The sequence below is a fragment of the Ochrobactrum sp. AP1BH01-1 genome (assembly GCF_018066705.1).
Classification (GTDB): domain Bacteria; phylum Pseudomonadota; class Alphaproteobacteria; order Rhizobiales; family Rhizobiaceae; genus Brucella.
Genome location: NZ_JAGPOU010000002.1, coordinates 230,713 through 253,967, shown reverse-complemented (window position 1 = coordinate 253,967; position 23,255 = coordinate 230,713). Strand labels below are relative to the sequence as shown.

The following is a 23,255-nucleotide window of genomic DNA, read 5'->3' as shown; positions in this document are numbered from 1 at the left end:
AAGGGCATCGCGTTCCGCGATGTCCGCAAGATTGGACGATATGAAGCGTTTCCTGCCTGACAAATTCACCAGCATGCTGATCGTGACTATTCTGCTTGCGTCCGTCCTTCCCGTGCATGGTGAATTTGCGGAATGGTTTGCACTCGCGACGAAACTCGCGGTGGGGCTGCTGTTCTTTCTGCATGGTGCCCGGCTCTCACGTGAGGCTGTGATTGCAGGCATAACGCACTGGAGACTGCATCTGGCCGTGCTTTCCTCCACCTTCGTCCTGTTTCCGATCCTTGGGCTGGCGGCGGGCTGGAGCATTCCGGGATTGTCGCAATCAGCCTTTTACACAGGCATCCTCTTTCTTTGCATTCTGCCGTCGACGGTCCAGTCGTCCATCGCCTTTACCTCAATTGCGGGCGGCAATGTTTCGGCTGCGATCGTGTCGGCGTCAGCATCGAACATTTTCGGCATGTTTCTCACCCCGTTGCTGGTCGGCCTGCTGTTCGCGGTCAAAGGCGGCGGCGGCATATCGGTCGACGCGCTCGAATCCATCCTGTTGCAGCTGCTCGCGCCATTCGTGCTCGGGCAAATTCTACAGCCTTGGATCGGCAGTTTCATGCGCCGCCACAGCAAGGCGCTCGGTTTCGTTGATCGCGGCTCGATCCTGATGGTGGTCTATCTGGCTTTCAGCGAGGCTGTGGTTGAAGGTCTTTGGCGCACCGTTTCCTGGGCCGATCTCGGCATGATGGTGGGCGTCAATATCGTCCTGCTGGTCGCTGTACTGCTTGCCACCTGGTACGGCAGCAAATGGCTGGGCTTCAACCGCCCGGATCGCATCACGATCATGTTCTGCGGTTCAAAGAAGAGCCTTGCCAGTGGGGCTCCAATGGCAAGCGCAATTTTCGCTGGCGCAAATGTCGGCAGCATCGTTTTGCCTCTGATGCTCTTCCATCAGATCCAGCTCATGGCTTGTGCCGTGATTGCGCGAAAGCTCGGCGATCGTAAGGGCCATGACGAGCGCGTGACCGCCGCCGCCGAGTAGGTTTCCAGGGCACCCTTATTTTTCGGGGAACAGGAATGTAGTCACAAATCGAGCTCCCCATTTAGGGCCGCTTGATGGTGCTTCGGCATAGTATCGCCCCACCACGCCAATGCTGACCCGCTGTTCTCCAAACTTGAAGACCTTCGATATGCCAGCGTTGATCGGAACGGTCCACTGTCCTGAGGTCCAGTCATAAGACGTTTCCGACGATAAATTCAGGGCTGTGGTATCGGGAAACGTGTAGGTGAGAAACGGCTGCATAAAGCTCTGGCTGACGGCATCCCTATCGCTGCGCCCGGCATACGACCAGATATGATTGGCCAACGCGCCATAGGTCCAGCCGCCATGTTGCTTTAGAACGACGCCCGTAGGGCCGGCGCCCCATTTTCCAGTCCCCAGCTCGCTGTTGGTAGCTGTCGGCCACAGAAACACCGGGCCCACGCCCCAGGTCAAACCGCCTACAGATTGGGCAGGCGAAAAGAAGAAACTCTGTTCCGTGTCACTCAGCCCGAAACGATTGTCGAAGCCAGCCGCCGGAGCCTGCTGGTAAACGACGGGAACAATCGTGCGGACGATAAGGTTCCAATCTCCGTTCAACGAAAAGGGAACAACCGGCTGAATATTAAGTGAGTACCGATAAGCATCCTTTGGACCGAAACAGCAATCATAATTGCTCTGGAACGGAACGCTGATAAGGCTCGATATAGGATTGGCAAGCTTTTTGGCCAGATCCTGATCTGCATCAGCATGCGCATAGGTAACACCGGCCGTAATAGCCATCAAAAAGGAGAATAGCTTCAAAATTGTACCTTGCATCCCACCCTCATTATAATTGCAGAATATACAATTTTAAACGTTCAAAGATCATCCATACGCTATCAATGATCCCGCATCATTCAATTGAATACTTAGATTATTCACAACAATAATTATAATATTAGCAATTTCTACTTAAACATTAGATTGAATAACCATCATACACAGCGCTTGCGGGAGCGAGGGGTTCGGCGTAGGAGAGGGGCAACACTTGAAAGGCAGATACAATGGCTGAGGACAATAGCCGCGCTTTTGATCAGGAAGCGCTCGCAGAAGCCTATAATCGGGCGCTGGCGCTTGAAAAAGCGGGCGATTTTGACGCGGCTGCCAAGGCCTATGAAGATGTGCTGCGGATTGATCCTGATGACCATGGCGGTGCCGCTGTGCGGCTTGCCAGCATGGGCCGCGGTGCAGTGCCGCTGAAAGCTCCTGACGCCTATGTATCGACGCTTTTCGACCAGCACGCCGAAATGTTCGATACGATTCTTGTTGATCAACTCGGTTATGACGTTCCGCTGCAATTGCGGGAAATGCTTCTTGTCATGAATGATGAGTTTTTCGCGGAACGCATGCTTGATCTGGGCTGCGGCACCGGCCTGTCCGCCGACGCACTTGATGACATGGCGGGGCATAAGACCGGTGTCGATATTTCCGAGAACATGATCGAAGTCGCTTACGAGAAAGGCGATTATCAGGCGCTTTTTGTCGGCGAAGCCGTGCGATTTCTCGAAACCACTGACGAACCACATTGGGATTTGATCGTCGCAACTGATGTCCTGCCTTATATGGGCGAACTCGACAAATTCTTCGCAGGCGTTGCCGCGCATCTGTCGCCGGGTGGACATTTCGGCTTCTCTAGCGAGACGCTGGACGATACGCGACTTGCCGGGCGGGCCTTCATGGTCGGGGATTATCAGCGTTTTGCACATTCGCAATCCTATGTGCGTGCAATGCTCGACAAACACGAAATGAATTGCGTGCGTTGCGAAGATATTGTCGTGCGCAGTGAACAGGGAGCGCCAGTTCCGGGACATCTTTATATCGCGCAGTGTCGCTGATATTCGGGACGGCATGAGCTTGAAGCAAGTTCGGCTCTTCACAAATGGCACCGGCTTCCAAGACGACTTTCATACAGCACTCACGCTCGTGAGTTCCATAATCTATCTTATGCGATCAATATGTATAACAGCAATATGGCGCTAGCACGTATGGAAGCGGCAGAATAATCGTCCCCTTCGGGACCCATTGCGGATATCCATACCAGGTTGGTAGCGTTACTTCTGTCGTTGTGACAGACACACCACCTTCGTCGCCTGCTCATATCTCCCGAAAGGATACCCTCAATGAAGTGCCTGCGCATATACGCCTCGCCGGATGGGGAATCTCATTTCGATGAGATTGATTTGCCGACCACTAAGAGGTCAGTGCATCCGGAAGCGGTTCCCTTTGATGTGACCGCCAGCTACCCAGCCTCTCGCGTGCGCATCGCTCACATCCCAGCGGGGATGCGAGAAGTGGCGTGGCATAAGGTGCCGGAACCAGTTCTGACTGTTAGACTTGATGGCTCAGTTGAATACGAGACGAGTGACGGCGAAATACGACATGTCTCGGCTGGCAGCTTTGTGTTAGTCACCGACACACATGGTAAAGGCCATCTGTCACGTCACTCTACCGAAGCGCAAACGGTAATCTGGATTTCGTTACCCGATGGCCTTGAATTACCTCTCTCGCAATGATCCGCATTAGCGTAATGTCGACGTGCCGCACAGTCGCCTGTTAGTGAGGAAGCTAAAGCCGGAGAGATGGTACTCATCCGCTCCCGATCTTGGCCTTGCAAACCCGACCGGCTCGCCAGATCGAGAGCTGGACCACGGTGCGTCATCGACCGCCTGTCGCATCTCTATCTTGCTGAAAACGTCGCATCCTTAACTTGCAAAACAATATGTATTGTTAGGTACTGGTCTTTTGTCTCATGCTTCTTGTAGCGGTCAACCGTGCGCCTGCCCGCGCTACGTCTTGATTTCAATCATTTTGTCGAATCGCGTGCTATGAGAAATACGGCTCGCGTCACAGCAAATCTGTCTCGCCATCTAAGACCAAAGCATGCGTGTACTGCCCGTCCATATGCGCTAATACGCGTGCGGCGCCGTAACCGCGAATGGAACGGTGGCAGTATCTTGCTTTGAACGCAGCGAGCGCCATTTCCGGTTCAGGTCCCGGATGGCGAGGAAGGTAGATTTAAAGATGTTGGAAGCACGTATTCGCAACACTTCGCTTCGGGACAAGATCATTACCGCGGAACAGGCCGCCAGCCTGATTCAAGACGGCATGATCGTCGGCATGAGCGGTTTCACCCGCGCCGGCGACGCCAAGGCCGTGCCGGTGGCGATGGCTGCGCGCGCTGCGACGGACCCTTTCAAGATCACGCTGATTACCGGTGCATCGCTAGGGCATGATGTCGATAAACTGCTCACCGAAGCCCATGTGCTTTCGCGCCGCATGCCATTTCAGGTCGACAGAACCCTGCGGGCCGCCATCAATCGCGGCGAAGTGATGTTCATCGACCAGCATCTTTCCGAAACCGTCGAGCAATTGCGTTCGAACCAGATCGGCCCCATCGATTATGCCGTCGTCGAAGCGCTTGCCATTACCGAGAGCGGCGGCATCATCCCCACGACATCGATCGGCAATTCGGCGAGCTTTGCCATCCTGGCCGAAAAGGTCATCGTGGAAGTGAATCTCAATCAGCCCATGGCGCTTGAAGGGCTGCACGACATCTATATTCCGACGAAGCGCCCTTCCCGCGACCCGATACCGGTCACGGCCTGCGACAGCCGCGTAGGCCTGTCCTACATTCCGATTCCCCCGGAAAAGATCGCGGGCATCGTCATCACCAAGGAAAATGACAGCGCATCGACCGTAGAACCGGCTGACAGTGAAACCATTGCAATCGCTGGTCATCTCATCGAATTCCTGATGAAGGAAGTGGCCGCCGGGCGCCTCGACCTGACACTTAATCCGCTTCAGGCCGGTATCGGCACCATCGCCAATGCGGTATTGAACGGTTTTGCCGAGAGCCCGTTTCACAATCTGCGCATGTATAGCGAAGTGTTGCAGGACAGCACCTTCGATCTCTTCGATGCCGGAAAGCTGGACTTTGCATCGGGATCGTCCATCACTCTCAGCCCCGTTTGCGGAGAGCGTGTGTTCAACAACATCGACCGTTACCGCGACAAGCTCATTTTGCGGCCGCAGGAAATCAGCAATCATCCTGAAGTCATCCGCCGTCTCGGCATTATCGGCATCAATACCGCGCTGGAATTCGACATTTACGGCAATGTGAACTCCACACATGTGGACGGCACCCATATGATGAATGGAATCGGCGGTTCAGGTGACTTTGCCCGCAACGCCTTCATTTCGATCTTCGTGAGCAAATCCGAAGCCAAGAACGGCGCCATATCGTCTGTCGTCCCGATGGTCACCCATGTCGATCATACAGAACACGATGTGGATATTCTCGTGACTGAGCAGGGCCTCGCCGATCTGCGCGGCCTCGCTCCACGCGAGCGGGCGCGGATGATCATAGATAATTGCGCGCATCCGGACTATCGTGGCCAGCTCAACGATTATTTCGACCGGGCCTGTGCGCGTGGCGGACACACCCCTCACCTGATCGAAGAAGCTTTCAGCTGGCATCAGCGCCGCCGTGAAACGGGCAGCATGCGCAGATAACGATCTGGAAACTCCAGCGCCCTGTGTTTTAAGTTCTTGCTTATAAAGTGGAACCTTCTTTTCCTTGGAACGTTAACCGGCACATTGTTTTTGGATTGGAAACGATGTGCCGGCAGCAAGGGGCCTGCTCCTTCTTCCGGTTCGAACGGGCTCCATCGGACGACGCGGAGGAACGGTCGTCGGGTGAGCAACGCAACCCCAAGTTCCGGGAAGGATCAGACCGCCCATGTCCATCCTCATCAGCCTGCTGATAACAATTCTAGTTATCTTCCTCATACTTTATCTCATTAATATGCTGCCTCTGGATGCCAAGGTCAAACAGATCGCTCAAGTTGTCGTGATCATCATCGGCATTATTTCGCTTTTGAAATATCTGGCTGTCTTCTGATCCAGGCTATTTGCACTCGCAATCCCGGAGCAACAAGCCCTTCGCCGCTCCGGGATTTCCATTGAGCTGAGCGGACTTCCAGTATATTAGTAACTTATAATTTATTTCCCGTTGGAGCCGCTTCTTTAAACATAGTTGTGCTTAATTATATTTCCACGTAATATATAACCGCCGTGCTACCTGTGATTGTGTCATTAATGGCACTTATAGACAGAAAATTGCGACGGCACATGCTGATATCTTTCCCCTCTCCAGCGTTCCTTTTATAAGGCCCGCAAATATGCCCGTTCATTAGGGTTCAGGCGGGGTCGTTGATCATCCTCACTCAGGGTTGGGAGTTCGAGGGAATGAAGAAGACTGCTCTTTTGAAAGCAGCACTGATAACGCTGTCTGTCGTGTTTTTCTCGGTGGCGGCAACGTCGATAGTAGCCTTTTCTGCGGGAGCTACTCCGGGCATCATCGCGCTCAGCCTCAGCGCCGGCATTCCTGCAGCAACGGCCTTCCCTTCCCTAGCCTATATTTTCCATCAGCATGGCAAGCTTAAAGACGCCTATTTTCAACTGGAGAAGGCTCACATTGAACTGCAGGCGCGATCACGGATCGACCATATGACCGGTCTCCTCAACCGCGAGGCGCTGTTTGAAGCCATGAAGATCAGCCGCTCCCGTATCGAAACCGGCACCTTGCTCGTTATCGATGCCGACCATTTCAAAGCTATCAACGATACGTTCGGCCACGGCGTTGGCGACCGCGCTTTAAAGCTGATCGCTTTCGCGCTTCAAAACGTGACGCGAAAGGGCGATCTGGTCGGCCGGATTGGCGGCGAAGAATTTTGTGTATTCCTCCCCGGCGCAAGCGGAGAAACCGGTATGCGCGTTGCACAACGCATACGTGCCGAAGTCGAGAATACACCGTTTCACACGACCGAGTATCAGGTCTATCCGTTGACGATCAGCATCGGTGTTGCCTCGGCCCCGAAAAACGAGACGAACTCGCAAGTGCTCAGCCGCGCAGACCGTTGTCTCTATATGGCAAAGCAGCGCGGGCGCAATTGTGTGGTCTTTGATGAGGAAAGCGGCCGTCTGGCCAGCGCGTCAGTGGTTTCTATCGCAAGCGCTCGTGAGGTGGCGCGCGGATAGCGCCAGCCTTATTTCCAGGGCTCGATGATCTCTTCCGACCACCCGACCGGAACAAATCCCATCTTTTGGTAGAGCTGCAATGCGCGCGGGCTGTCGAGCGTATTGGTATGGATCGTCACCTTTTGCGGTCCATGCGCCCAGGCGGCTGAAATAGCCTCACTTAAAAAGAACTTACCCAGTCCCCGCCCCTGGAAATCGCCTACGAGACCGAAATAGACAATTTCCACAGTTTCCGGTAACGCCGACAGGTCAAGCTCTGCAAATCCTGCCGGGCAACCTTCCGCATAGAGGACATGGATTTCGGTGGTGTCGGCATGGATCGCCGCTGCAACCTCGGCGTCCGTCTGGACACGGCGCATCATCCAGTGATGCTTTCGCCCCACCTGTTCATAGAGATAGCGGTAATAATGGACGGGCATGTCGCCCGCCCGCATGATCGCCAGCCGGATGCCGGAAGGGACAGGGACCGCAACCGCCTGTCGGGCCGACATTTCCAGATGCGTGATACGGGCTGTCAGCTTTTCAGACATGCCTATTCGGCTTCGCCGGTCACGACAGGTGTATCCTGCCTGCTGCCCCATTCGCTCCAGGAGCCATCATAAAGACGGTTATCCCTGTGACCGAGCGACGTCAGCGCCAAGGTTATGACTGCAGCGGTTACGCCCGAACCACAGCTGGTGACGACCGGTTTGGAAAGATCGATACCCGCCTCATCAAAGATCGTCCGCAGGCTTTCCAAATCCTTCAGCTCACCGTTTTCAGACAAGGTGCTGACTGGAACGTTGCGTGCGCCGGGCATATGGCCGGAACGCATTCCGGCGCGCGGTTCCGCATCGCGACCTGTGAACCGTCCGGCAGCACGTGCATCGGCAATCTGCGAACGCCGTTCGTCAACGATATCGCGCATTTCGGCGAAATCGACCACAGCGGCTTTGTTGAAGGATGGTGTGAAAAGCGTCGATGCAATCTTTGTGGCTTCATCGGTAACCGGATATCCAGCCTTTTTCCAGCCATCAAAGCCGCCATCGAGCACAAAGACATTCTTCACGCCCATGACACGGAACATCCACCAGACGCGGGGCGCGGAAAACATGCCCGGCCCGTCATAGACAACGACGGTCTCGTCGGCCGTGATTCCCATGGCGCCGACATGCTGGGCAAAAAGCTCTGGCGATGGCAGGGTGTGCGGCAGGCCGGATTCCTTATCGGCGATTTTGTCCTGATCGAAGAAAACAGCGCCCGGAATATGCGCCGCGTTGTATTCTTCCTTCCCGTTGCGCCCAGCAGCGGGAAGATACCAGGATGCATCGACAATCGCGATGCCCGGCTTGTCGAGCCGTTCTTTCAACCAGTCGCGCGAAACGACGAAAGCACTTTTCTCAGCCATGGATCAACACTCCTGCAGCATGCCGCCCGTGTGTCGGGAACATGCGGAAAACGATAGAATTCAAGCCTCTGGCAAAGAGCCGAAACGGATGCGGAAACGGCGGTTTTCCTTGCCCTTCTTTTCAATCTTGCCTATGTGGATTTCACCCACTTCCTGCGTTTCGGAAACGTGTGTGCCGCCGCAAGGTTGCGAATCCACCGCGCCGTTTTCACCAATGAGAACAAGACGTATGCGGCCAAGTCCCACCGGCGGGCGCACATTCTTCGACTTCACGATGTCCGGATTTGCAAGAAACTCTTCATCGCTGATCCAGCGAATAGCGACAGCATCGTTGGCGTTCACCCGCTCCATGAGCTTTTCGGTCACGAATTCCTTGGTGTAGGTCGGATCGGGAAGATCGAAATCGACGCGGCTTTCATCCTCGCCGACAGCAGCGCCGGTAATCGGGAAGGGGCAGACGACGGAAAGCAGGTGACAAGCCGTATGCATGCGCATCAGCTTGTAGCGGCGCGGCCAGTCGACATGCAGAACGAGTTTTTCGCCGATTGTGGGCGAAGCCTGCCCTTCTGCCGGAACGTGAATGATTTCGTTCTTGTTTTCGCCGGTAACGGTCGCCGCAATCTCGATACGAGAGCCGTCAGCGCGTTCAAAGAAGCCGATATCCCCCGGCTGACCGCCAGAGGTTGCGTAGAAATTGGTCCGGTCGAGAATAATCCCGCCCGTTTCAGTAATGGCTAGCACCGTGCCCTCCGCCGTCGAAAGATAGGAATCTTCTCGGAAAAGCGCTTCGGTCTCGTATGCCATGATTATCCCTCGAACGGTATGTCTATCTCGGTCTTCTTCTCAAGCCATCCCGGTACAGGCAGGTTCTTGCCGCGCAGGAAAGCAGGATTGAACAGCTTGGACTGGTAACGATTACCATAGTCGCAAAGCACCGTCACAATTGTGTGGCCCGGCCCGAGATCTTTTGCAAGTCGGATTGCGCCTGCAACGTTGATGCCAGATGAACCGCCGAGGCAAAGCCCCTCATTTTCCACGAGATCGAATACGATATCGAGCGCTTCCGCATCGGAAAGGCGGTAGGAGAAATCGGGGGTGAAACCTTCGAGATTGGCGGTGATACGCCCCTGCCCTATGCCCTCGGTAATCGAGTCGCCCTCTGCTTTCAGCTCGCCCGTCGTATAAAAGGAATGGAGCGCAGCTCCATACGGATCGGCAAGTGCGATCTTGATATCGGCATTGTGGTCCTTCAGACCGAATGCCGTACCGACAAGCGTTCCGCCCGACCCGACTGCCGCGACAAATCCATCGACCTTGCCATTGGTATCGCGCCAGATTTCCTGTGCCGTCGTTTCAATATGGGCTTGCCGATTAGTAGGATTATCGAACTGATTGGCCCATACAGCGCCGTTCGGATCACTTTTGGCGAGTTGCTCGGCCAAGCGTCCAGACAGACGCACATAATTGTTCGGGTTGCGATAGGGCGCGGCTGGAACTTCGATCAGTTCGGCGCCAAGCAGACGCAGGGCGTCCTTCTTTTCCTGGCTCTGCGTCTCAGGAATAACGATGACCGTGCGATAGCCAAGCGCTTTTGCAACCATTGTGAGGCCAATGCCGGTATTGCCAGCCGTGCCTTCAACAATAACCCCGCCCGGTTTCAACAGTCCGCGCTTTTCCGCATCGCGAATAATATAGAGCGCTGCCCGGTCCTTCACCGACTGGCCGGGATTGAGAAACTCGGCCTTGCCGTAAATTGCGCAGCCGGTGAGTTCGGAAGCCTTCTTCAAATGGATCAGTGGCGTGTTGCCGATTGCGTCGAGCACCGATTGGAACATGGCGTCCGTCCTTCCTGTTTCGCACAGGAAACTATGAGGAACGGCCCTTGCCTTCAAGCAAGCAGGGAATATTTTTCCCCACCATTACGCAAAGCGAAACCTGTTTCACGACCATAAATAGAAAAGCCGCCCGAAATGGGCGGCTTTTTGGAAAAATGTTTGAAGAGCGGAATTATGCCGCGCGCTGCCCGCCGCTGGCGTTGCGGCGCTTGCGCCGGAACGGACGCTTAGCCTTCGGAGCGGCTTCGCCGGCTGCATGAGCACTTCCGCGATGATCGCCAGCCTTCGGAGCGGCGCGGCGCGGCTTCTGCGGCGTTCCGCCTTTGCGATGCTGGGTCTTCTGTGGACGTTCACCCGGCACGGAAGCGCGGGGAGCTGGAGCCGGTGCAAGTTCAACCGGGGCATCCTTGATCGGAAGCTTGCTGCGCGTCACACGCTCTACCGCTCTCAACTTGGATTCTTCCGCCGCCGGATCATAGAGTGTGATCGACGCGCCGCTGGCCCCGTTACGACCAGTACGGCCAATACGGTGCACATAGGTTTCCGGTTCGTCAGGCAGGTCGTAATTCACGACATGGCTGATACCCGGCACGTCGATGCCGCGCGCAGCAATATCGGTTGCGATCAAAATCCGCAGCGATCCATCACGGAACCCGTTCAGCGCGCGCTGACGTGCATTCTGCGACTTGTTGCCGTGAATGGCAGCGACTTCATAGCCGTCGCGCTCCAAATGGCGGACCACCGCGTCGGCGCCGTGCTTCGTGCGGGTGAAGACGATGACCGAACGCATCGCCTTGTCACCCAGCAGCGCGGATAGAAGACGGCGCTTCTCCTTGGTGTGCACGGGATGCACAACCTGCGTAATTTCAGCAGCCGTCGTTCCCTGCGGAGCAACTTCGACGCGGACCGGATCACGCAGCAGGCTTCCTGCAAGCGATGCGATTTCTTTTGGCATCGTGGCTGAAAACAATGCGGTCTGACGGTCAGCGTGCGTCGCCTTCGCGATGCGCTTCACATCGTTGATAAAGCCCATATCCAGCATACGGTCCGCTTCGTCGAGGACGAGCCAGCGCGTCTGCGAAAGGTCTACCAAACCGTCACGCATCAGGTCGGTCAGGCGACCCGGCGTGGCGATCAGAACGTCGATGCCCGGTGCAATACGCTTGATCTGCGAGAGCTTGGAAACGCCGCCCAGCACAAGCGCGGTCGAGATATGCGCGTGTTTGGAAACGTTGCGGATCGTCTGCTCGATCTGCACCGCGAGTTCCCGCGTCGGTGCCAAAATCAGCGCACGTGCGGTCTTCGGACGGCGTTTATCGCCGAGACCAATGATCTTTTGCAGGATTGGCAGGCTGAAAGCCGCCGTCTTGCCGGAGCCGGTCTGCGCGATGCCCAGAATATCGCGGCCTTCAAGCTGGTGCGGGATCGCCTGCAACTGGATCGGCTTCGGCTCGGTCATGCCTGCGGCTTCAACGCCCTTGAGCAAAACGCCGGTAACGCCAAGAGCGGCAAAGCCATTCGTAATTTCTTTTGTCAATTCAATCTCTTTCGGCGGCGTCATGATTTCATGGTCCGCATACAAATGCCGGTCAAGCGCAACTTGCCGAACTCTATCTGTTCAATGATAACGACGGGACGCCGGAATTTTTAAACCCCTGGCGACTTGCGCTGCCGTGCCCGAACATTTCTCGGGTCTCCCCGCTTCCGGACCATTCCGGAACACAGAGGCGAGACGCAACAAGTCCAATGCCGGGAAAGCCGACGAACACGTCGGCCCATGCGCCTGACGCGGCATATGGGGTGTTTTCGTCGAAAAAGCAACCGATTTTGCTTAAACCACCAAAATCAGATTATGAAGTCGGCAAGCACCTGATTATCCGTGATGTCCTGATAGGACCAGCCCGCTTCCGCAAACTTCTTTTCCAGAAGTTTGAAGTTCGACGCATCCTTCGTTTCGATGCCAATCAACACTGAACCGAAATTGCGCGCGGATTTCTTCAGATATTCGAAACGCGCAATATCATCCTCGGGTCCCAGAAGATCAAGAAACGAGCGCAGCGCGCCCGGCCTCTGCGGGAAGCGGAAGATGAAGTACTTCTTCAAGCCTTCAAATCGAAGCGCACGCTCGCGAACATCCGGCAGGCGTTCGAAATCGAAATTACCGCCTGAAACGACAATGACGATCCGCTTGCCCTTGAGATCGCTCTTCTTGAAATCCTTGAGCGCATCGATGCCGAGTGCGCCGGCCGGTTCAAGGACGACACCCTCGATATTGAGCATCTCGATGATGGTCGCGCAAAGCCGGTTTTCCGGAACCGTTATGACAGTTTTCGGATCAAAGCCTTTCAGAAGCTTGAAGTTTTCCTTGCCAATCTCCGCAACAGCCGCGCCGTCGACGAAATTGTCAACATGGGAAAGCTTGATACGCTTGCCTGCCTCAAGGCTCCCTTTCAGGCTCGCTGCGCCCTGCGGCTCGATGAAGCGGAAATTCGTTTTCCAACCCAGATCGGAAACATATTGCGTAACGCCGCCGGACAGCCCGCCGCCGCCGACAGGCAGCAGGATGAAATCGGGTTTCTTTCCTTCGGGCAACTGCCGCTCAATCTCCAGCGCAACTGTCGCCTGTCCTTCGACAATGCCGGGATGATCGAAAGGCGGCACCATCACGCCTTTATTGCTTGCTGCAAATTCCTGCGAAGCGGCGTAGCAGACGTCGAAAATATCGCCTACCAGCTTGATTTCGATAAATTCGCCGCCAAAAGCTCGGGTTTTGTCGATTTTCTGCTGCGGCGTCGTAACCGGCATAAAAACCACACCCTTGCGGCCAAAATGACGGCAGACAAATGCAAAGCCCTGCGCGTGATTGCCTGCGGAAGCGCATACGAACACCGCATTCCTGTCGGTTGTTTCGACAGCCTTGGAAATGAAATTGAAGGCCCCGCGAATCTTGTAGGAGCGGACGGGTGTGAGGTCTTCGCGCTTCAGCCAAATCTCCGCACCGTATTTCCGCGACAGGTAATCGTTAAGCTGCAACGGAGTTTCAGGAAACAGCGCGCGCATTGCCTTCTCGGCCTGGGATACGGATTTGACGAAGGCGGACATTATTCGACTTTCTGCATTTCCAACTGAATTTGCCCATCGCTACATGGGTTTGACAATGCAGACAAGGTTGAAGCTCGCCGGACCGTTAAATCAACGATTTGGAACAGGCATATATTCAGCAATTCTAACTGTTGATGTTGACAGGCTTTGTGGCTTGAAATCGTGATACAAATCATGACATAGACAATGAGAATTGCTGCGGTCGTGGCGAAATTGGTATACGCAACGGACTTAAAATCCGTCGTCTTTTAGACTTGCGGGTTCAAGTCCCGCCGACCGCACCACCCTTTCTTGTTTGTTCCCTGTTCATGAAGAAGCCGCAGGCTTGAACTGCGGCTTCTAAACATTTCTCACATGCTTAGCCGTGCAGCCTGGTGGTGATCTCGGCAACGCGCTTCCCCTGGAAACGGGCTCCGTCCAGTTCCTGTTCCGAAGGCTGGCGTGAACCGTCGCCATCGGCCGTCGTCGTCATCCCATAAGGAGCACCGCCACGCACGACGTCGTTGCCCATCTGCCCCTGATAGGCATAGGAAAGCGGAACGATGATCATGCCGTGGTGCTGCATCTGCCACTGCGTGGAAATCAGCGCCAGTTCCGCACCGCCATGTTGCGTGGCTGTGGAAACCATCACGGACCCGACCTTATTGACGAGAGCGCCCTTCGCCCAAAGACCACCTGTCTGATCGAGGAAATTTTTCATCTGCGCTGCCATCATGCCGTAACGGGTGGCAGTAGCGATGATAATGGCGTCGTAATCTGCAAGCTCCGCAGGCGTAGCGATCGGCGCGTCCTGATCGACCTTATAGTGCGAGGCTTTCGCGACATCGGGCGGCACCAGTTCAGGCACTCGCTTGAGAGTAACCTCCGCCCCGCCTTCCCGCGCCCCTTCTACAGCAGCCTTGGCCATTTTCTCCGTATGACCATAGGCCGAATAATACAACACCAGCACTTTAACCATGTCACTCTCCATATCCCGATTTGCGAGGGCCACCCTCGAAGGCTTCAATTAGGGGAGCGACCTTGTTTGGAAAGGCGCAACTTCACCAAAGGAATGAAATGCTGAAATAAAGCTGTTGCAGCCTTGTCCCGCTGGCGCTTAACTGAAGCCAAAAATGGAGTCTGGATATGACCAACAATCCGCAGCAAGCCGTCAAAGCCGCAATGCTGGCAATTGGCGACGAGCTTCTCTCGGGCCGCACCAAGGACAAGAATATCGGGCATCTTGCTGATGTATTGACAGCAGCTGGCATTGATCTGAAGGAAGTACGGATTGTCCCGGACGAAGAATCTGCCATTGTAGCCGCACTCAATGCACTGCGCCCGCATTTTGACTATGTATTCACGTCCGGTGGGATAGGTCCTACTCATGACGACATCACCGCGGATGCTGTTTCTGCGGCGTTCGGCGTACCTTGCATCTATGACGAGAAAGCCATGAAGCTGCTCGGTGACAATTATGCCAAGCGCGGGCTCGAATTCACCGACTCACGCAAGCGCATGGCGCGCATGCCGCAAGGGGCGGAGCATATCGAAAATCCGATTTCGGCCGCGCCCGGTTTTCACATCGGCAATGTCTATGTAATGGCTGGCGTCCCATCAGTGTTCCAGGCGATGCTTGATAATGTGCTGCCCACGTTGAATACCGGACGAAAACTTCTGTCCAGATCTGTGCTTTGCCCCTTCGGCGAAGGCGTGATCGGCGCTCCCCTGACAGAAATCCAGAAAGAAAACCCGGATACGATCATCGGTTCCTATCCAAAATTCGAGAATGGCCGCTTCAGCACCGAACTGGTAGTTCGCGGCAGCGATCCTGCGAAAATTGATACAGCGATCGATGCAATCGAGAAAATGATCTCGTCACTCGAAAAGATGGGCGCTGCTTGATCGCCTGCAACCTTTTGCCAGCGCAACTCGTTGCATTATATGCTAAAATAGAAACACAACCGGAAGGAGTTCTGTCATGTCCTACAAGACGGTGGTTGCCTATTCTCGCAGTGAATCCGAGTTGAAGCGGGTTTTATCCGCCGTTGGACTTTTGAAGCAGAAGTTGCCCGATATTCACGTCATCGGGCTATATGCCACTCCCTCGCCCATCGTCTATGCCGACCCGAACGGCTTCATCGATCCCGGAATGTTCGAACTGCACGACAAGCAGCACAAGGAGCTTTCCGAAAGATTGAAACATGTGTTCGAAGAGGAAATGCGCCGGCAGGGAGCCAGTCATGAGTATCGCATCACGCGTTCGGAGACCGGCACAGCCGCAGACGGTGTGCTGACCGCTTGTCTTGGCGCTGAACTGCTGATCGCCGGGCAACCAGACCCGGACGATCCGTCCACCAACGACGAGACGGCCGATACGATCGTTTTCAATTCAAGCTGCCCCGTTCTGCTGGTTCCCTACGCACCGGTGCTGCCTATGGTTTCGCTGGATCGTATCGTCGTCGCCTTTAACGGCAAGCGGGAAGCCGCCCGAGCCGCATTCGATGCCTTGCCTTTGATGAAACATGCGGACAGGACCGAAATCGTCTGGGTTGATCCGCCGGAAATTGAGGGCGAGGATCAGGCGTTGGCCAGCCACGACATTGCAGAATCAATATCGCGCCATGGCATTGAAGTAACCCCAACGGCGATCGCCTCCAACGGACGCTACGCTCAAGATGCGTTGCGGGAACACATCATCGCCCAACGCACCGATCTTCTGGTGATGGGTGCTTACAGCCACTCGCGGCTACGGGAGCTTGTCTTCGGCGGCGTGACGCGTTCCATGCTGAACGAGTTGCCAATCCTCACGCTTTTCTCACGGTAGAACCCAGTTTCCCTCAACAACCGGCGCCTAATCGCACGACACGCTTGCAAGAACGACATTTTTGCGGTTATCAGCATCACCCGGCGCCGACTGTGCCGGGTGGAGAGCCTTTTCCTTCCCCGCTGCCTGCCTGAATGGGCGCGGGTGGAAAAGCCGCAGATCCTGACAGTTACAGCGCTTGGCAATCCGTCACAGCGCATTTTTGGTTTTAAAAGGTCCGGAGTACGAACTCCGGATCGTTCCATGGAGCGTTTTGATGTCCTTGCCAGATAAAGCCTTTCCCGTTTCCTGGGATCAGTTCCACCGCGATGCCCGCGCCCTCGCTTGGCGTATTGCCGGCATGAACCGCGATTGGCACGCAATTGTAGCCATCACCCGCGGCGGTCTGGTTCCCGCGGCCATCGTCTGCCGCGAACTTGGCATTCGCCTCATCGAAACCGTCTGCATCGCCTCCTATCATGACTACACGTCGCAGGGTGACATGCAGATCCTCAAGGGCGTAAGTGAAACGCTTCTGGAAAACGGCGGCGAAGGCGTCATCGTCGTCGATGATCTGACCGACACCGGTAAAACCGCGGCCATCGTTCGCGAAATGATGCCGAAAGCCCACTTTGCGACCGTTTATGCCAAGCCGAAGGGCCGCCCTTTGATCGATACTTTCGTGACCGAAGTATCCCAGGACACCTGGATCTACTTCCCCTGGGATATGGGCTTTACCTATCAGGAGCCGATTGCCGGCGGAAAGCGCGGCTAAAGCCCAAGCGAACCGACTATTAATCCATCGGAATACGCTTCCGTAGGAGTGAGTGGGCTCTTCTTGTTTATCGGATCAGAACACTACAAAACGAAAATAAACGAATGCGGTTGCGGGGATATTTTCGCCGCAATCGCACCTTATAGAAAGCGCATCGAAATAAAGCCAATCAAGGCCGGAGCGCCTTTCCAAAGCTGCTATTTCGTCCAGTGATTTTAGTAATGCCTTTAAAATAAAAGATTTTTTGGAACATTTTCGACGGTCCGCAGTCTAACTAACCAGTTGTTATTTTGACGAATCGGATCATGCTGTAAAGAAAGAGGGGATTTTCGCGGTGAAGTCGCAGGCAAGCCAACTTATTGCAACTGAAAAGCGTATCCTTACGCCTTCGGGTCGTTTGCAGCAGGTGGCGGCGCTTGTTCATCGTCGCGAGATGGGGGCGCTCAAGGTTCTCGTCATCACGAGCCGCGGCACGGGACGCTGGATCATTCCCAAGGGGTGGCCGCAAGTCGGTCGTACTCTTGCGGAAACTGCTCTTTGCGAAGCCTATGAAGAAGCCGGCATTCGGGGTGAAGTCTCCCCATCACCGATCGGTAGCTTCTGCTACTGCAAGACGGACTTGCCGCCCGAGCGTATCAATCAGTTCATAGCGGCAGTATTCCCGGTGCAATTCACAAGTCAGGAAAAAGACTGGCCTGAACGGGACCAGCGCATCTGCGAGTGGGTATCCCCGCAGGAAGCTGCATGTCGGGTCGAAGAAACCGAATTGAAGCAAATATTGAACCAGTTTGGTGATTCGGGAATCGCTGCGGCCGCCGAGTAGGCAGCGCGCAGCCCCACCTACTCCGTAATTTATTCCGGGTTACGATCCGTTTACAGGGATTTCCCCTGCCACTGGAGAACTCCGCCGAACTTACTCCTTTAGAGGACGCTAAAATGTGGCTTTCGTAGCCGCAAAATCTTATAGCCGGCTTGGTTCGCAAAAGTGTCGCTTCTCCCCGTTATCCACATTTGCCGCAAGAGGTTGCGCACAATATCTAGATGCTGAAGCGTTGCAGCAAACCATTGCTTGACGCTCGAAGCCGAGTCGTTTTTTATGGGGTTATCGTTGCGTAAGTGGCGTGGTCGGGCGTTGTAAATCCGTCGATCTTTTTTCGGTCAAGTTGAGTATCGAACGAGCGTCGCGCTTTGGAAGTGTGGTTTTCGCTCGGTGCTTTCTTGCGCCCGTATTCTGGGCATTCCGGTCTCTGGAGAAGCAGATGCAGCGTCAGAAAGAAACAGCGTTAACACTAGATTTAGTATTTGCGCTCATGCTTCTTACAAGATAAGGTATTTTTCGTTCCGCTGATTTTTGATCGCGATAGCGTCAGCAAGGTTGCAATTGTGCTCCCCTGAGGCGTTTTTTCGTGGGCTTTGATGAGACGGAGCGGATTTCAGGGAGTTTTCTCCCCAACAAGACGCTCCTCCCCGCAGAAGAGCTGTTTTGACAGAGACGCGATACAGACAGGCCGTGGCTGAAAACCGTCACTAAAGCTACTATATATAGAACGTTTGGATGGGACAGATGAAGATCGAACGCCGTTTCACGAAAGAGAATCAGTCGGCCTATGCGGACATCGCGTTCCGGACTGCGACCAGCGAGATCAAGAATCCCGATGGGTCCATCGTATTCCGTCTCGAGAACATCAATGTACCCGCGCAGTTCAGCCAGGTTGCCGCTGATATTCTCGCCCAGAAATATTTTCGCAAGGCTGGAGTCCCCGCACAGCTGAAGAAGGTCGAGGAGAACGATGTTCCCTCTTGGCTGTGGCGCTCAGTCGCCGATGAGGAAGCGCTCGCCAAGCTGCCGGAAAACGAACGCTACGGCTCTGAAATGGATGCCTGCCAGGTCTTCGACCGTCTCGCCGGCACCTGGACCTACTGGGGCTGGAAAGGCGGCTATTTTGCCTCCGAAGAAGATGCCCTCGCCTTCCGCGACGAACTTGCCTATATGCTCGCAACGCAGCGTGTGGCGCCGAACAGCCCGCAATGGTTCAACACCGGCCTGCACTGGGCCTATGGCATCGACGGTCCCGGCCAAGGCCATTTCTACGTCGACTGGCAGACTGGCAAGCTGACCAAGTCCAAGTCGGCCTACGAACATCCGCAGCCGCATGCCTGTTTCATTCAGTCGGTTGGCGACGATCTGGTCAATGAAGGCGGCATCATGGACCTTTGGGTCCGCGAGGCGCGCCTGTTCAAATATGGTTCGGGCACTGGTTCCAACTTCTCCTATCTGCGCGGCGAAGGTGAAAAGCTTTCTGGCGGCGGCAAGTCCTCCGGCCTCATGAGCTTTCTCAAGATCGGCGACCGCGCCGCGGGCGCCATCAAATCTGGCGGCACGACCCGCCGCGCAGCCAAAATGGTGGTCGTTGATATCGATCACCCGGATATCGAGGAATATATCGACTGGAAGGTCAAGGAAGAGCAGAAGGTTGCTTCGCTCGTCACCGGTTCCAAGATCGTCAAGCAGCATCTGACCGCCATCATGAAGGCATGTGTCAACTGCGAAGCAGATAATGACGATTGCTTCGACCCGGCGAAGAACCCTGCCCTGAAGCGTGAAATCAAGGCCGCGAAGAAGAATCAGGTCCCGGAAAACTACGTCAAGCGCGTGATCCAGTTTGCGCGTCAGGGCTACACTGACATTCAGTTCAAGACCTACGACACGGACTGGGATTCGGAAGCCTATCTCACTGTCTCCGGCCAGAACTCCAACAACTCCGTCTCGCTGAAGGACGAGTTCCTGCGCGCTGTCGAAAATGACGGCGACTGGAATCTGACCGCACGCCGCGACGGTCGCGTCATGAAGACGCTGAAGGCACGCGATCTTTGGGAAAAGATCGGTTATGCCGCCTGGGCATCGGCTGATCCGGGCCTGCACTACAACACGACCATGAACGATTGGCACACCTGCCCGACGGCTGGTCCGATCCGCGCCTCCAATCCGTGCTCGGAATATATGTTCCTTGACGATACGGCGTGCAACCTGGCGTCGATCAACCTGCTCACCTATCGCAACAAGGACGGTTCGTTCGACATTGCGGCTTATGAGCATACGGCCCGCCTGTGGACTATCGTTCTCGAAATCTCGGTGATGATGGCGCAGTTCCCATCCAAGGAAATTGCCCGCCTCTCCTATGAATACCGCACGCTCGGCCTCGGCTACGCCAATATTGGCGGCCTGCTGATGACTTCCGGCATTCCTTACGACTCCGATGAAGGTCGCGCTATTTGCGGCGCGCTGACCGCGATCATGACCGGCGTGGCTTATGCCACCTCCGCCGAAATGGCGAAGGAACTGGGCACTTTCCCGAGCTACGAACCGAACGCACAGCACATGCTGCGCGTCATTCGCAATCATCGTCGTGCCGCACATGGTGAAACGCAAGGGTACGAAGGTCTCGCTGTTAACCCGGTCGCGCTGATTGCCGAGGATTGCCCGGATCAGGATATGATCGTCCATGCCCGTGCGGCCTGGGATAAGGCGCTGGAACTGGGCGAAAAGCATGGCTACCGCAATGCACAGGCAACTGTTATCGCGCCCACCGGCACGATCGGCCTCGTCATGGACTGCGACACGACTGGCATCGAACCGGACTTCGCTCTGGTGAAGTTCAAGAAGCTCGCCGGTGGCGGCTACTTCAAGATCATCAACCGCGCCGTGCCGGAAGCACTCCGCACGCTCGGCTATTCGGAAAGCCAGATCGCCGAAATCGAAGCCTATGCAGTCGGCCATGGCAACATCAATCAGGCTCCGGGCATCAACCCGTCTTCCCTGAAGTCCAAGGGTTTCACCGATGAGAAGATCGAAGCCCTGAATGCGGCTCTGAAAAGCGCATTCGACATCAAGTTCGCTTTCAACAAGTGGACGCTGGGCGAAGATTTCTGCAAGGATGTGCTGAAGCTCACCGACGAGCAGCTCAACGATTTCTCGTTCGAGATGCTGCCTGCCCTTGGCTTTACCCGCAAGGAAATTGAAGCAGCCAACATCCATGTTTGCGGCGCAATGACCCTCGAAGGCGCTCCTTTCCTGAAGGAAGAACACTACGCCGTGTTCGATTGCGCCAACCCGTGCGGCAAGATCGGCAAGCGTTATCTCTCGGTGGATAGCCACATCTGCATGATGGCAGCCGCGCAGCCGTTCATTTCGGGCGCGATCTCCAAGACGATCAACATGCCGAACGACGCAACGGTCGAGGACTGCAAGGACGCATACATGCTGTCCTGGAAGCTGGCGCTCAAGGCTAACGCGCTTTATCGCGATGGTTCCAAGCTTTCGCAGCCACTCAATGCATCCCTGATTGCCGATGACGAGGATGAAGATGACGCAATCGAGGCGCTGATCGAAGCACCGGCAGCAGCCCGCGCCGTTCAGGTGACAGAGCGGATCGTTGAGAAAGTGGTCGAAAAGATCGTGCATGAGCGCGAAAAGCTTCCGAACCGCCGTCAGGGCTATACCCAGAAGGCCGTCGTCGGCGGACACAAGGTCTATCTGCGCACTGGCGAATTCGGTGACGGACGCCTCGGTGAAATCTTTATCGACATGCATAAGGAAGGCGCCGCTTTCCGCGCAATGATGAATAACTTCGCCATTGCCGTGTCACTTGGCCTGCAGTACGGCGTGCCGCTTGAAGAATATGTGGAGGCTTTCACCTTCACGAAATTCGAACCAGCCGGCATGGTCATCGGCAACGATGCCATCAAGACCGCCACATCGATCATCGATTACGTCTTCCGCGAACTGGCTGTGTCCTATCTCGGACGCAACGACCTCGCCCATGTCGATACCAGCGATTTCGGCAATACGGCGCTCGGCAAGGGCATCAAGGAAGGCAAGACCAATCTCGTTTCCACCGGATGGACACGCGGTTACAAGCCCACTTTGGTGACAAACACGGGTAACGAAGCCAAGGGATCGACGGGATCGACGAGTTCTGCGCCGCAGGCCTCCAACGTCACGACCTTGAAGTCGACCGCTCCGGCGGGCAGTCGCCCGGCGACAATCGGTCTGGTGACGGATGGCGCTACGGCGTTCAAGCGCGAATTCGAGGAACAGCCCGCACCGGCGCAACAGCAGGAGAGCACATCGGCAACTGAACTGTTCTCGGACAAGGCTGCTGCAGACGCTGCCTCGGCTCGTGCGGAAAGCGCAAATGCGGCCAAGAAGCTGGAGGCCGATCGCCGCATCAAATCAATGATGCAGGGCTATACGGGCGACAGCTGCACCGAGTGCCAGAACTTCACCATGGTGCGCAACGGCACCTGCCTGAAGTGCGACACCTGCGGCGCAACGAGCGGCTGCAGCTAAAGCTAAATCGTCGGTAAAACAGCAATACTAAAAGCCCGCCTCGCGCGGGCTTTTTGTTTGTCGAATGGTAGCGGAGGAGATATTCCCCCATAAGCGCAGAACTGTAACGCGCCGCGGATTGGAATGAATTTGGGAACGAAGTGACTATTTCAGCGTTCGGTTCATATAACCGGAACGTATCAAGGAGATAGTTATGTTCAAAACTACACTTCTGACGACGACCTGTGCATTGCTAATCGGGGGATCGGCTTTGGCGCAAACGACGGCTCCTTCGTCTGCCCCGGCGCAAGCGCCCGCGGCGACGCAAGACATGCCGGTTTCATCCAAGGACATGTTCGGCAAGCCCATGACTGGAGAAACTGGTAAGATCGGTTTTGTAGAACCCAAAGAAGGCCAACTCCTTGTCTCCTCATTTATCGGGCAAAGCGTCTATGAGAGCGATGCACCCGACGCTCAATCAGTAGGCAAGCTGAATGACCTGATCGCCAGCCCTGATGGACAGATCGAAGCCGCTGTCATCGGTGTGGGCGGTTTCCTCGGCGTTGGCGAAAAAGATGTGGCGGTTAGCCCTGACCAGCTTCAACTTGCGACGCGCAGCGACGGAAAAACCTGGCTGGTCATCAAGGCAAACAAGCAGCAATTGAATGACGCACCGGCTTTCGACCGCTCGAAGTTCTTTGCTGATGGCGTAGCTGACCCGGCTGCTGCAACCGGGAGCAACGCTCCGGCCACGGATGCGCCCGCAAACGGCACAACGCCGACACCGGCATCGCCAGCGCCAGCACAGTAGGAAACTGGCAAATTCCGCTACACAGGTTAAAACGAAAATTCCCCCGGCGCTTCAGCCGGGGTTTTCGCGTGAACAAAACGTATCCCTATGGTTGAATTAAGCGCGCAACCACGCTACGCACAA

At 55.4% G+C, this 23,255-nt stretch carries 20 protein-coding genes and 1 tRNA gene; 13 read left to right on the top strand and 8 right to left on the bottom strand.

Annotated elements, in window-relative coordinates; genetic code table 11:
- Positions 1-40 precede the first annotated feature (40 nt).
- Positions 41-1,030, top strand: a complete 990-nt coding sequence (locus J9800_RS06580) for a bile acid:sodium symporter family protein (protein WP_112588385.1) — start codon at positions 41-43, stop codon at positions 1,028-1,030.
- Positions 1,031-1,045: 15 nt separating this feature from the next.
- Here the strand turns inward: J9800_RS06580 and J9800_RS06575 are convergent, their stop codons facing one another.
- Entirely contained in the window at positions 1,046-1,846 is an 801-nt protein-coding gene (locus J9800_RS06575) for a hypothetical protein (protein ID WP_114215381.1), read from the bottom strand.
- A gap of 227 nt (positions 1,847-2,073) precedes the next feature.
- Between J9800_RS06575 and J9800_RS06570 the strand changes: the two genes are divergently transcribed.
- The 5 genes from J9800_RS06570 to J9800_RS06550 all read left to right on the top strand — a co-directional run bounded on the left by J9800_RS06570 (position 2,074) and on the right by J9800_RS06550 (position 7,108).
- Positions 2,074-2,904: a class I SAM-dependent methyltransferase gene (locus J9800_RS06570; RefSeq protein WP_114215382.1), complete on the top strand. Its 831-nt coding sequence runs from the start codon at positions 2,074-2,076 to the stop codon at positions 2,902-2,904.
- Positions 2,905-3,189: 285 nt separating this feature from the next.
- On the top strand, positions 3,190-3,582 hold the full coding sequence (locus J9800_RS06565; protein ID WP_114215383.1) for a cupin domain-containing protein: 393 nt from the start codon (positions 3,190-3,192) through the stop codon (positions 3,580-3,582).
- Between the two features lie 508 nt (positions 3,583-4,090).
- On the top strand, positions 4,091-5,581 hold the full coding sequence (gene scpC, locus J9800_RS06560) for a succinyl-CoA:acetate CoA-transferase ScpC (RefSeq protein WP_114215384.1): 1,491 nt from the start codon (positions 4,091-4,093) through the stop codon (positions 5,579-5,581).
- 226 nt (positions 5,582-5,807) lie between these two features.
- The gene (locus tag J9800_RS06555) at positions 5,808-5,969 is read left to right on the top strand and encodes a Thivi_2564 family membrane protein (protein ID WP_112591830.1); all 162 of its coding nucleotides are present in this window, start codon (positions 5,808-5,810) and stop codon (positions 5,967-5,969) included.
- Positions 5,970-6,316: 347 nt separating this feature from the next.
- Positions 6,317-7,108 carry a GGDEF domain-containing protein gene (locus J9800_RS06550; protein ID WP_114215385.1) on the top strand — a complete coding sequence of 264 codons (792 nt, stop codon included), beginning with the start codon at positions 6,317-6,319 and terminating at the stop codon, positions 7,106-7,108.
- Positions 7,109-7,116: 8 nt separating this feature from the next.
- On the opposite strand, the gene J9800_RS06545 is transcribed toward J9800_RS06550, so the two are convergent.
- The 6 genes from J9800_RS06545 to ilvA form a co-directional block, all read right to left on the bottom strand.
- Positions 7,117-7,638: a GNAT family N-acetyltransferase gene (locus tag J9800_RS06545; RefSeq protein WP_112591828.1), complete on the bottom strand. Its 522-nt coding sequence runs from the start codon at positions 7,636-7,638 to the stop codon at positions 7,117-7,119.
- A gap of 2 nt (positions 7,639-7,640) precedes the next feature.
- Complete coding sequence (gene sseA / locus J9800_RS06540) at positions 7,641-8,495, bottom strand: 3-mercaptopyruvate sulfurtransferase (protein ID WP_114215386.1); 855 nt, start codon at positions 8,493-8,495, stop codon at positions 7,641-7,643.
- Positions 8,496-8,555: 60 nt separating this feature from the next.
- Positions 8,556-9,299 carry an alanyl-tRNA editing protein gene (locus tag J9800_RS06535; RefSeq protein ID WP_114215387.1) on the bottom strand — a complete coding sequence of 248 codons (744 nt, stop codon included), beginning with the start codon at positions 9,297-9,299 and terminating at the stop codon, positions 8,556-8,558.
- Between the two features lie 2 nt (positions 9,300-9,301).
- Positions 9,302-10,330, bottom strand: a complete 1,029-nt coding sequence (locus J9800_RS06530; protein WP_114215388.1) for a cysteine synthase A — start codon at positions 10,328-10,330, stop codon at positions 9,302-9,304.
- Between the two features lie 172 nt (positions 10,331-10,502).
- The gene (locus J9800_RS06525; protein ID WP_114215705.1) at positions 10,503-11,891 is read right to left on the bottom strand and encodes a DEAD/DEAH box helicase; all 1,389 of its coding nucleotides are present in this window, start codon (positions 11,889-11,891) and stop codon (positions 10,503-10,505) included.
- A gap of 284 nt (positions 11,892-12,175) precedes the next feature.
- Positions 12,176-13,435 (bottom strand): threonine ammonia-lyase IlvA, encoded by a 1,260-nt coding sequence (gene ilvA, locus J9800_RS06520; RefSeq protein WP_114215389.1) that lies wholly within the window; start codon positions 13,433-13,435, stop codon positions 12,176-12,178.
- A 195-nt stretch (positions 13,436-13,630) separates the two neighbouring features.
- On the opposite strand from ilvA, the gene J9800_RS06515 reads away from it, so the two are divergent.
- A tRNA-Leu gene (locus J9800_RS06515) sits at positions 13,631-13,716 on the top strand.
- 74 nt (positions 13,717-13,790) lie between these two features.
- On the opposite strand, the gene wrbA is transcribed toward J9800_RS06515, so the two are convergent.
- Complete coding sequence (gene wrbA, locus J9800_RS06510) at positions 13,791-14,390, bottom strand: NAD(P)H:quinone oxidoreductase type IV (RefSeq protein WP_114215390.1); 600 nt, start codon at positions 14,388-14,390, stop codon at positions 13,791-13,793.
- Positions 14,391-14,557: 167 nt separating this feature from the next.
- Between wrbA and J9800_RS06505 the strand changes: the two genes are divergently transcribed.
- From J9800_RS06505 to J9800_RS06480, 6 genes are all read left to right on the top strand, one after another.
- Positions 14,558-15,316 carry a competence/damage-inducible protein A gene (locus J9800_RS06505; RefSeq protein ID WP_114215391.1) on the top strand — a complete coding sequence of 253 codons (759 nt, stop codon included), beginning with the start codon at positions 14,558-14,560 and terminating at the stop codon, positions 15,314-15,316.
- Between the two features lie 76 nt (positions 15,317-15,392).
- Positions 15,393-16,238: a universal stress protein gene (locus tag J9800_RS06500; RefSeq protein ID WP_114215392.1), complete on the top strand. Its 846-nt coding sequence runs from the start codon at positions 15,393-15,395 to the stop codon at positions 16,236-16,238.
- 256 nt (positions 16,239-16,494) lie between these two features.
- Positions 16,495-16,992 carry a xanthine phosphoribosyltransferase gene (gene gpt / locus J9800_RS06495; protein WP_006470476.1) on the top strand — a complete coding sequence of 166 codons (498 nt, stop codon included), beginning with the start codon at positions 16,495-16,497 and terminating at the stop codon, positions 16,990-16,992.
- Between the two features lie 334 nt (positions 16,993-17,326).
- Complete coding sequence (locus J9800_RS06490; RefSeq protein ID WP_114215393.1) at positions 17,327-17,815, top strand: NUDIX hydrolase; 489 nt, start codon at positions 17,327-17,329, stop codon at positions 17,813-17,815.
- A 741-nt stretch (positions 17,816-18,556) separates the two neighbouring features.
- A complete protein-coding gene (locus tag J9800_RS06485) occupies positions 18,557-22,342 on the top strand; it encodes a vitamin B12-dependent ribonucleotide reductase (RefSeq protein ID WP_114215706.1) in 3,786 nt (1,261 codons plus the stop codon).
- A gap of 193 nt (positions 22,343-22,535) precedes the next feature.
- The gene (locus tag J9800_RS06480) at positions 22,536-23,132 is read left to right on the top strand and encodes a PRC-barrel domain-containing protein (protein WP_114215415.1); all 597 of its coding nucleotides are present in this window, start codon (positions 22,536-22,538) and stop codon (positions 23,130-23,132) included.
- The last annotated feature ends 123 nt before the right edge of the window (positions 23,133-23,255 follow it).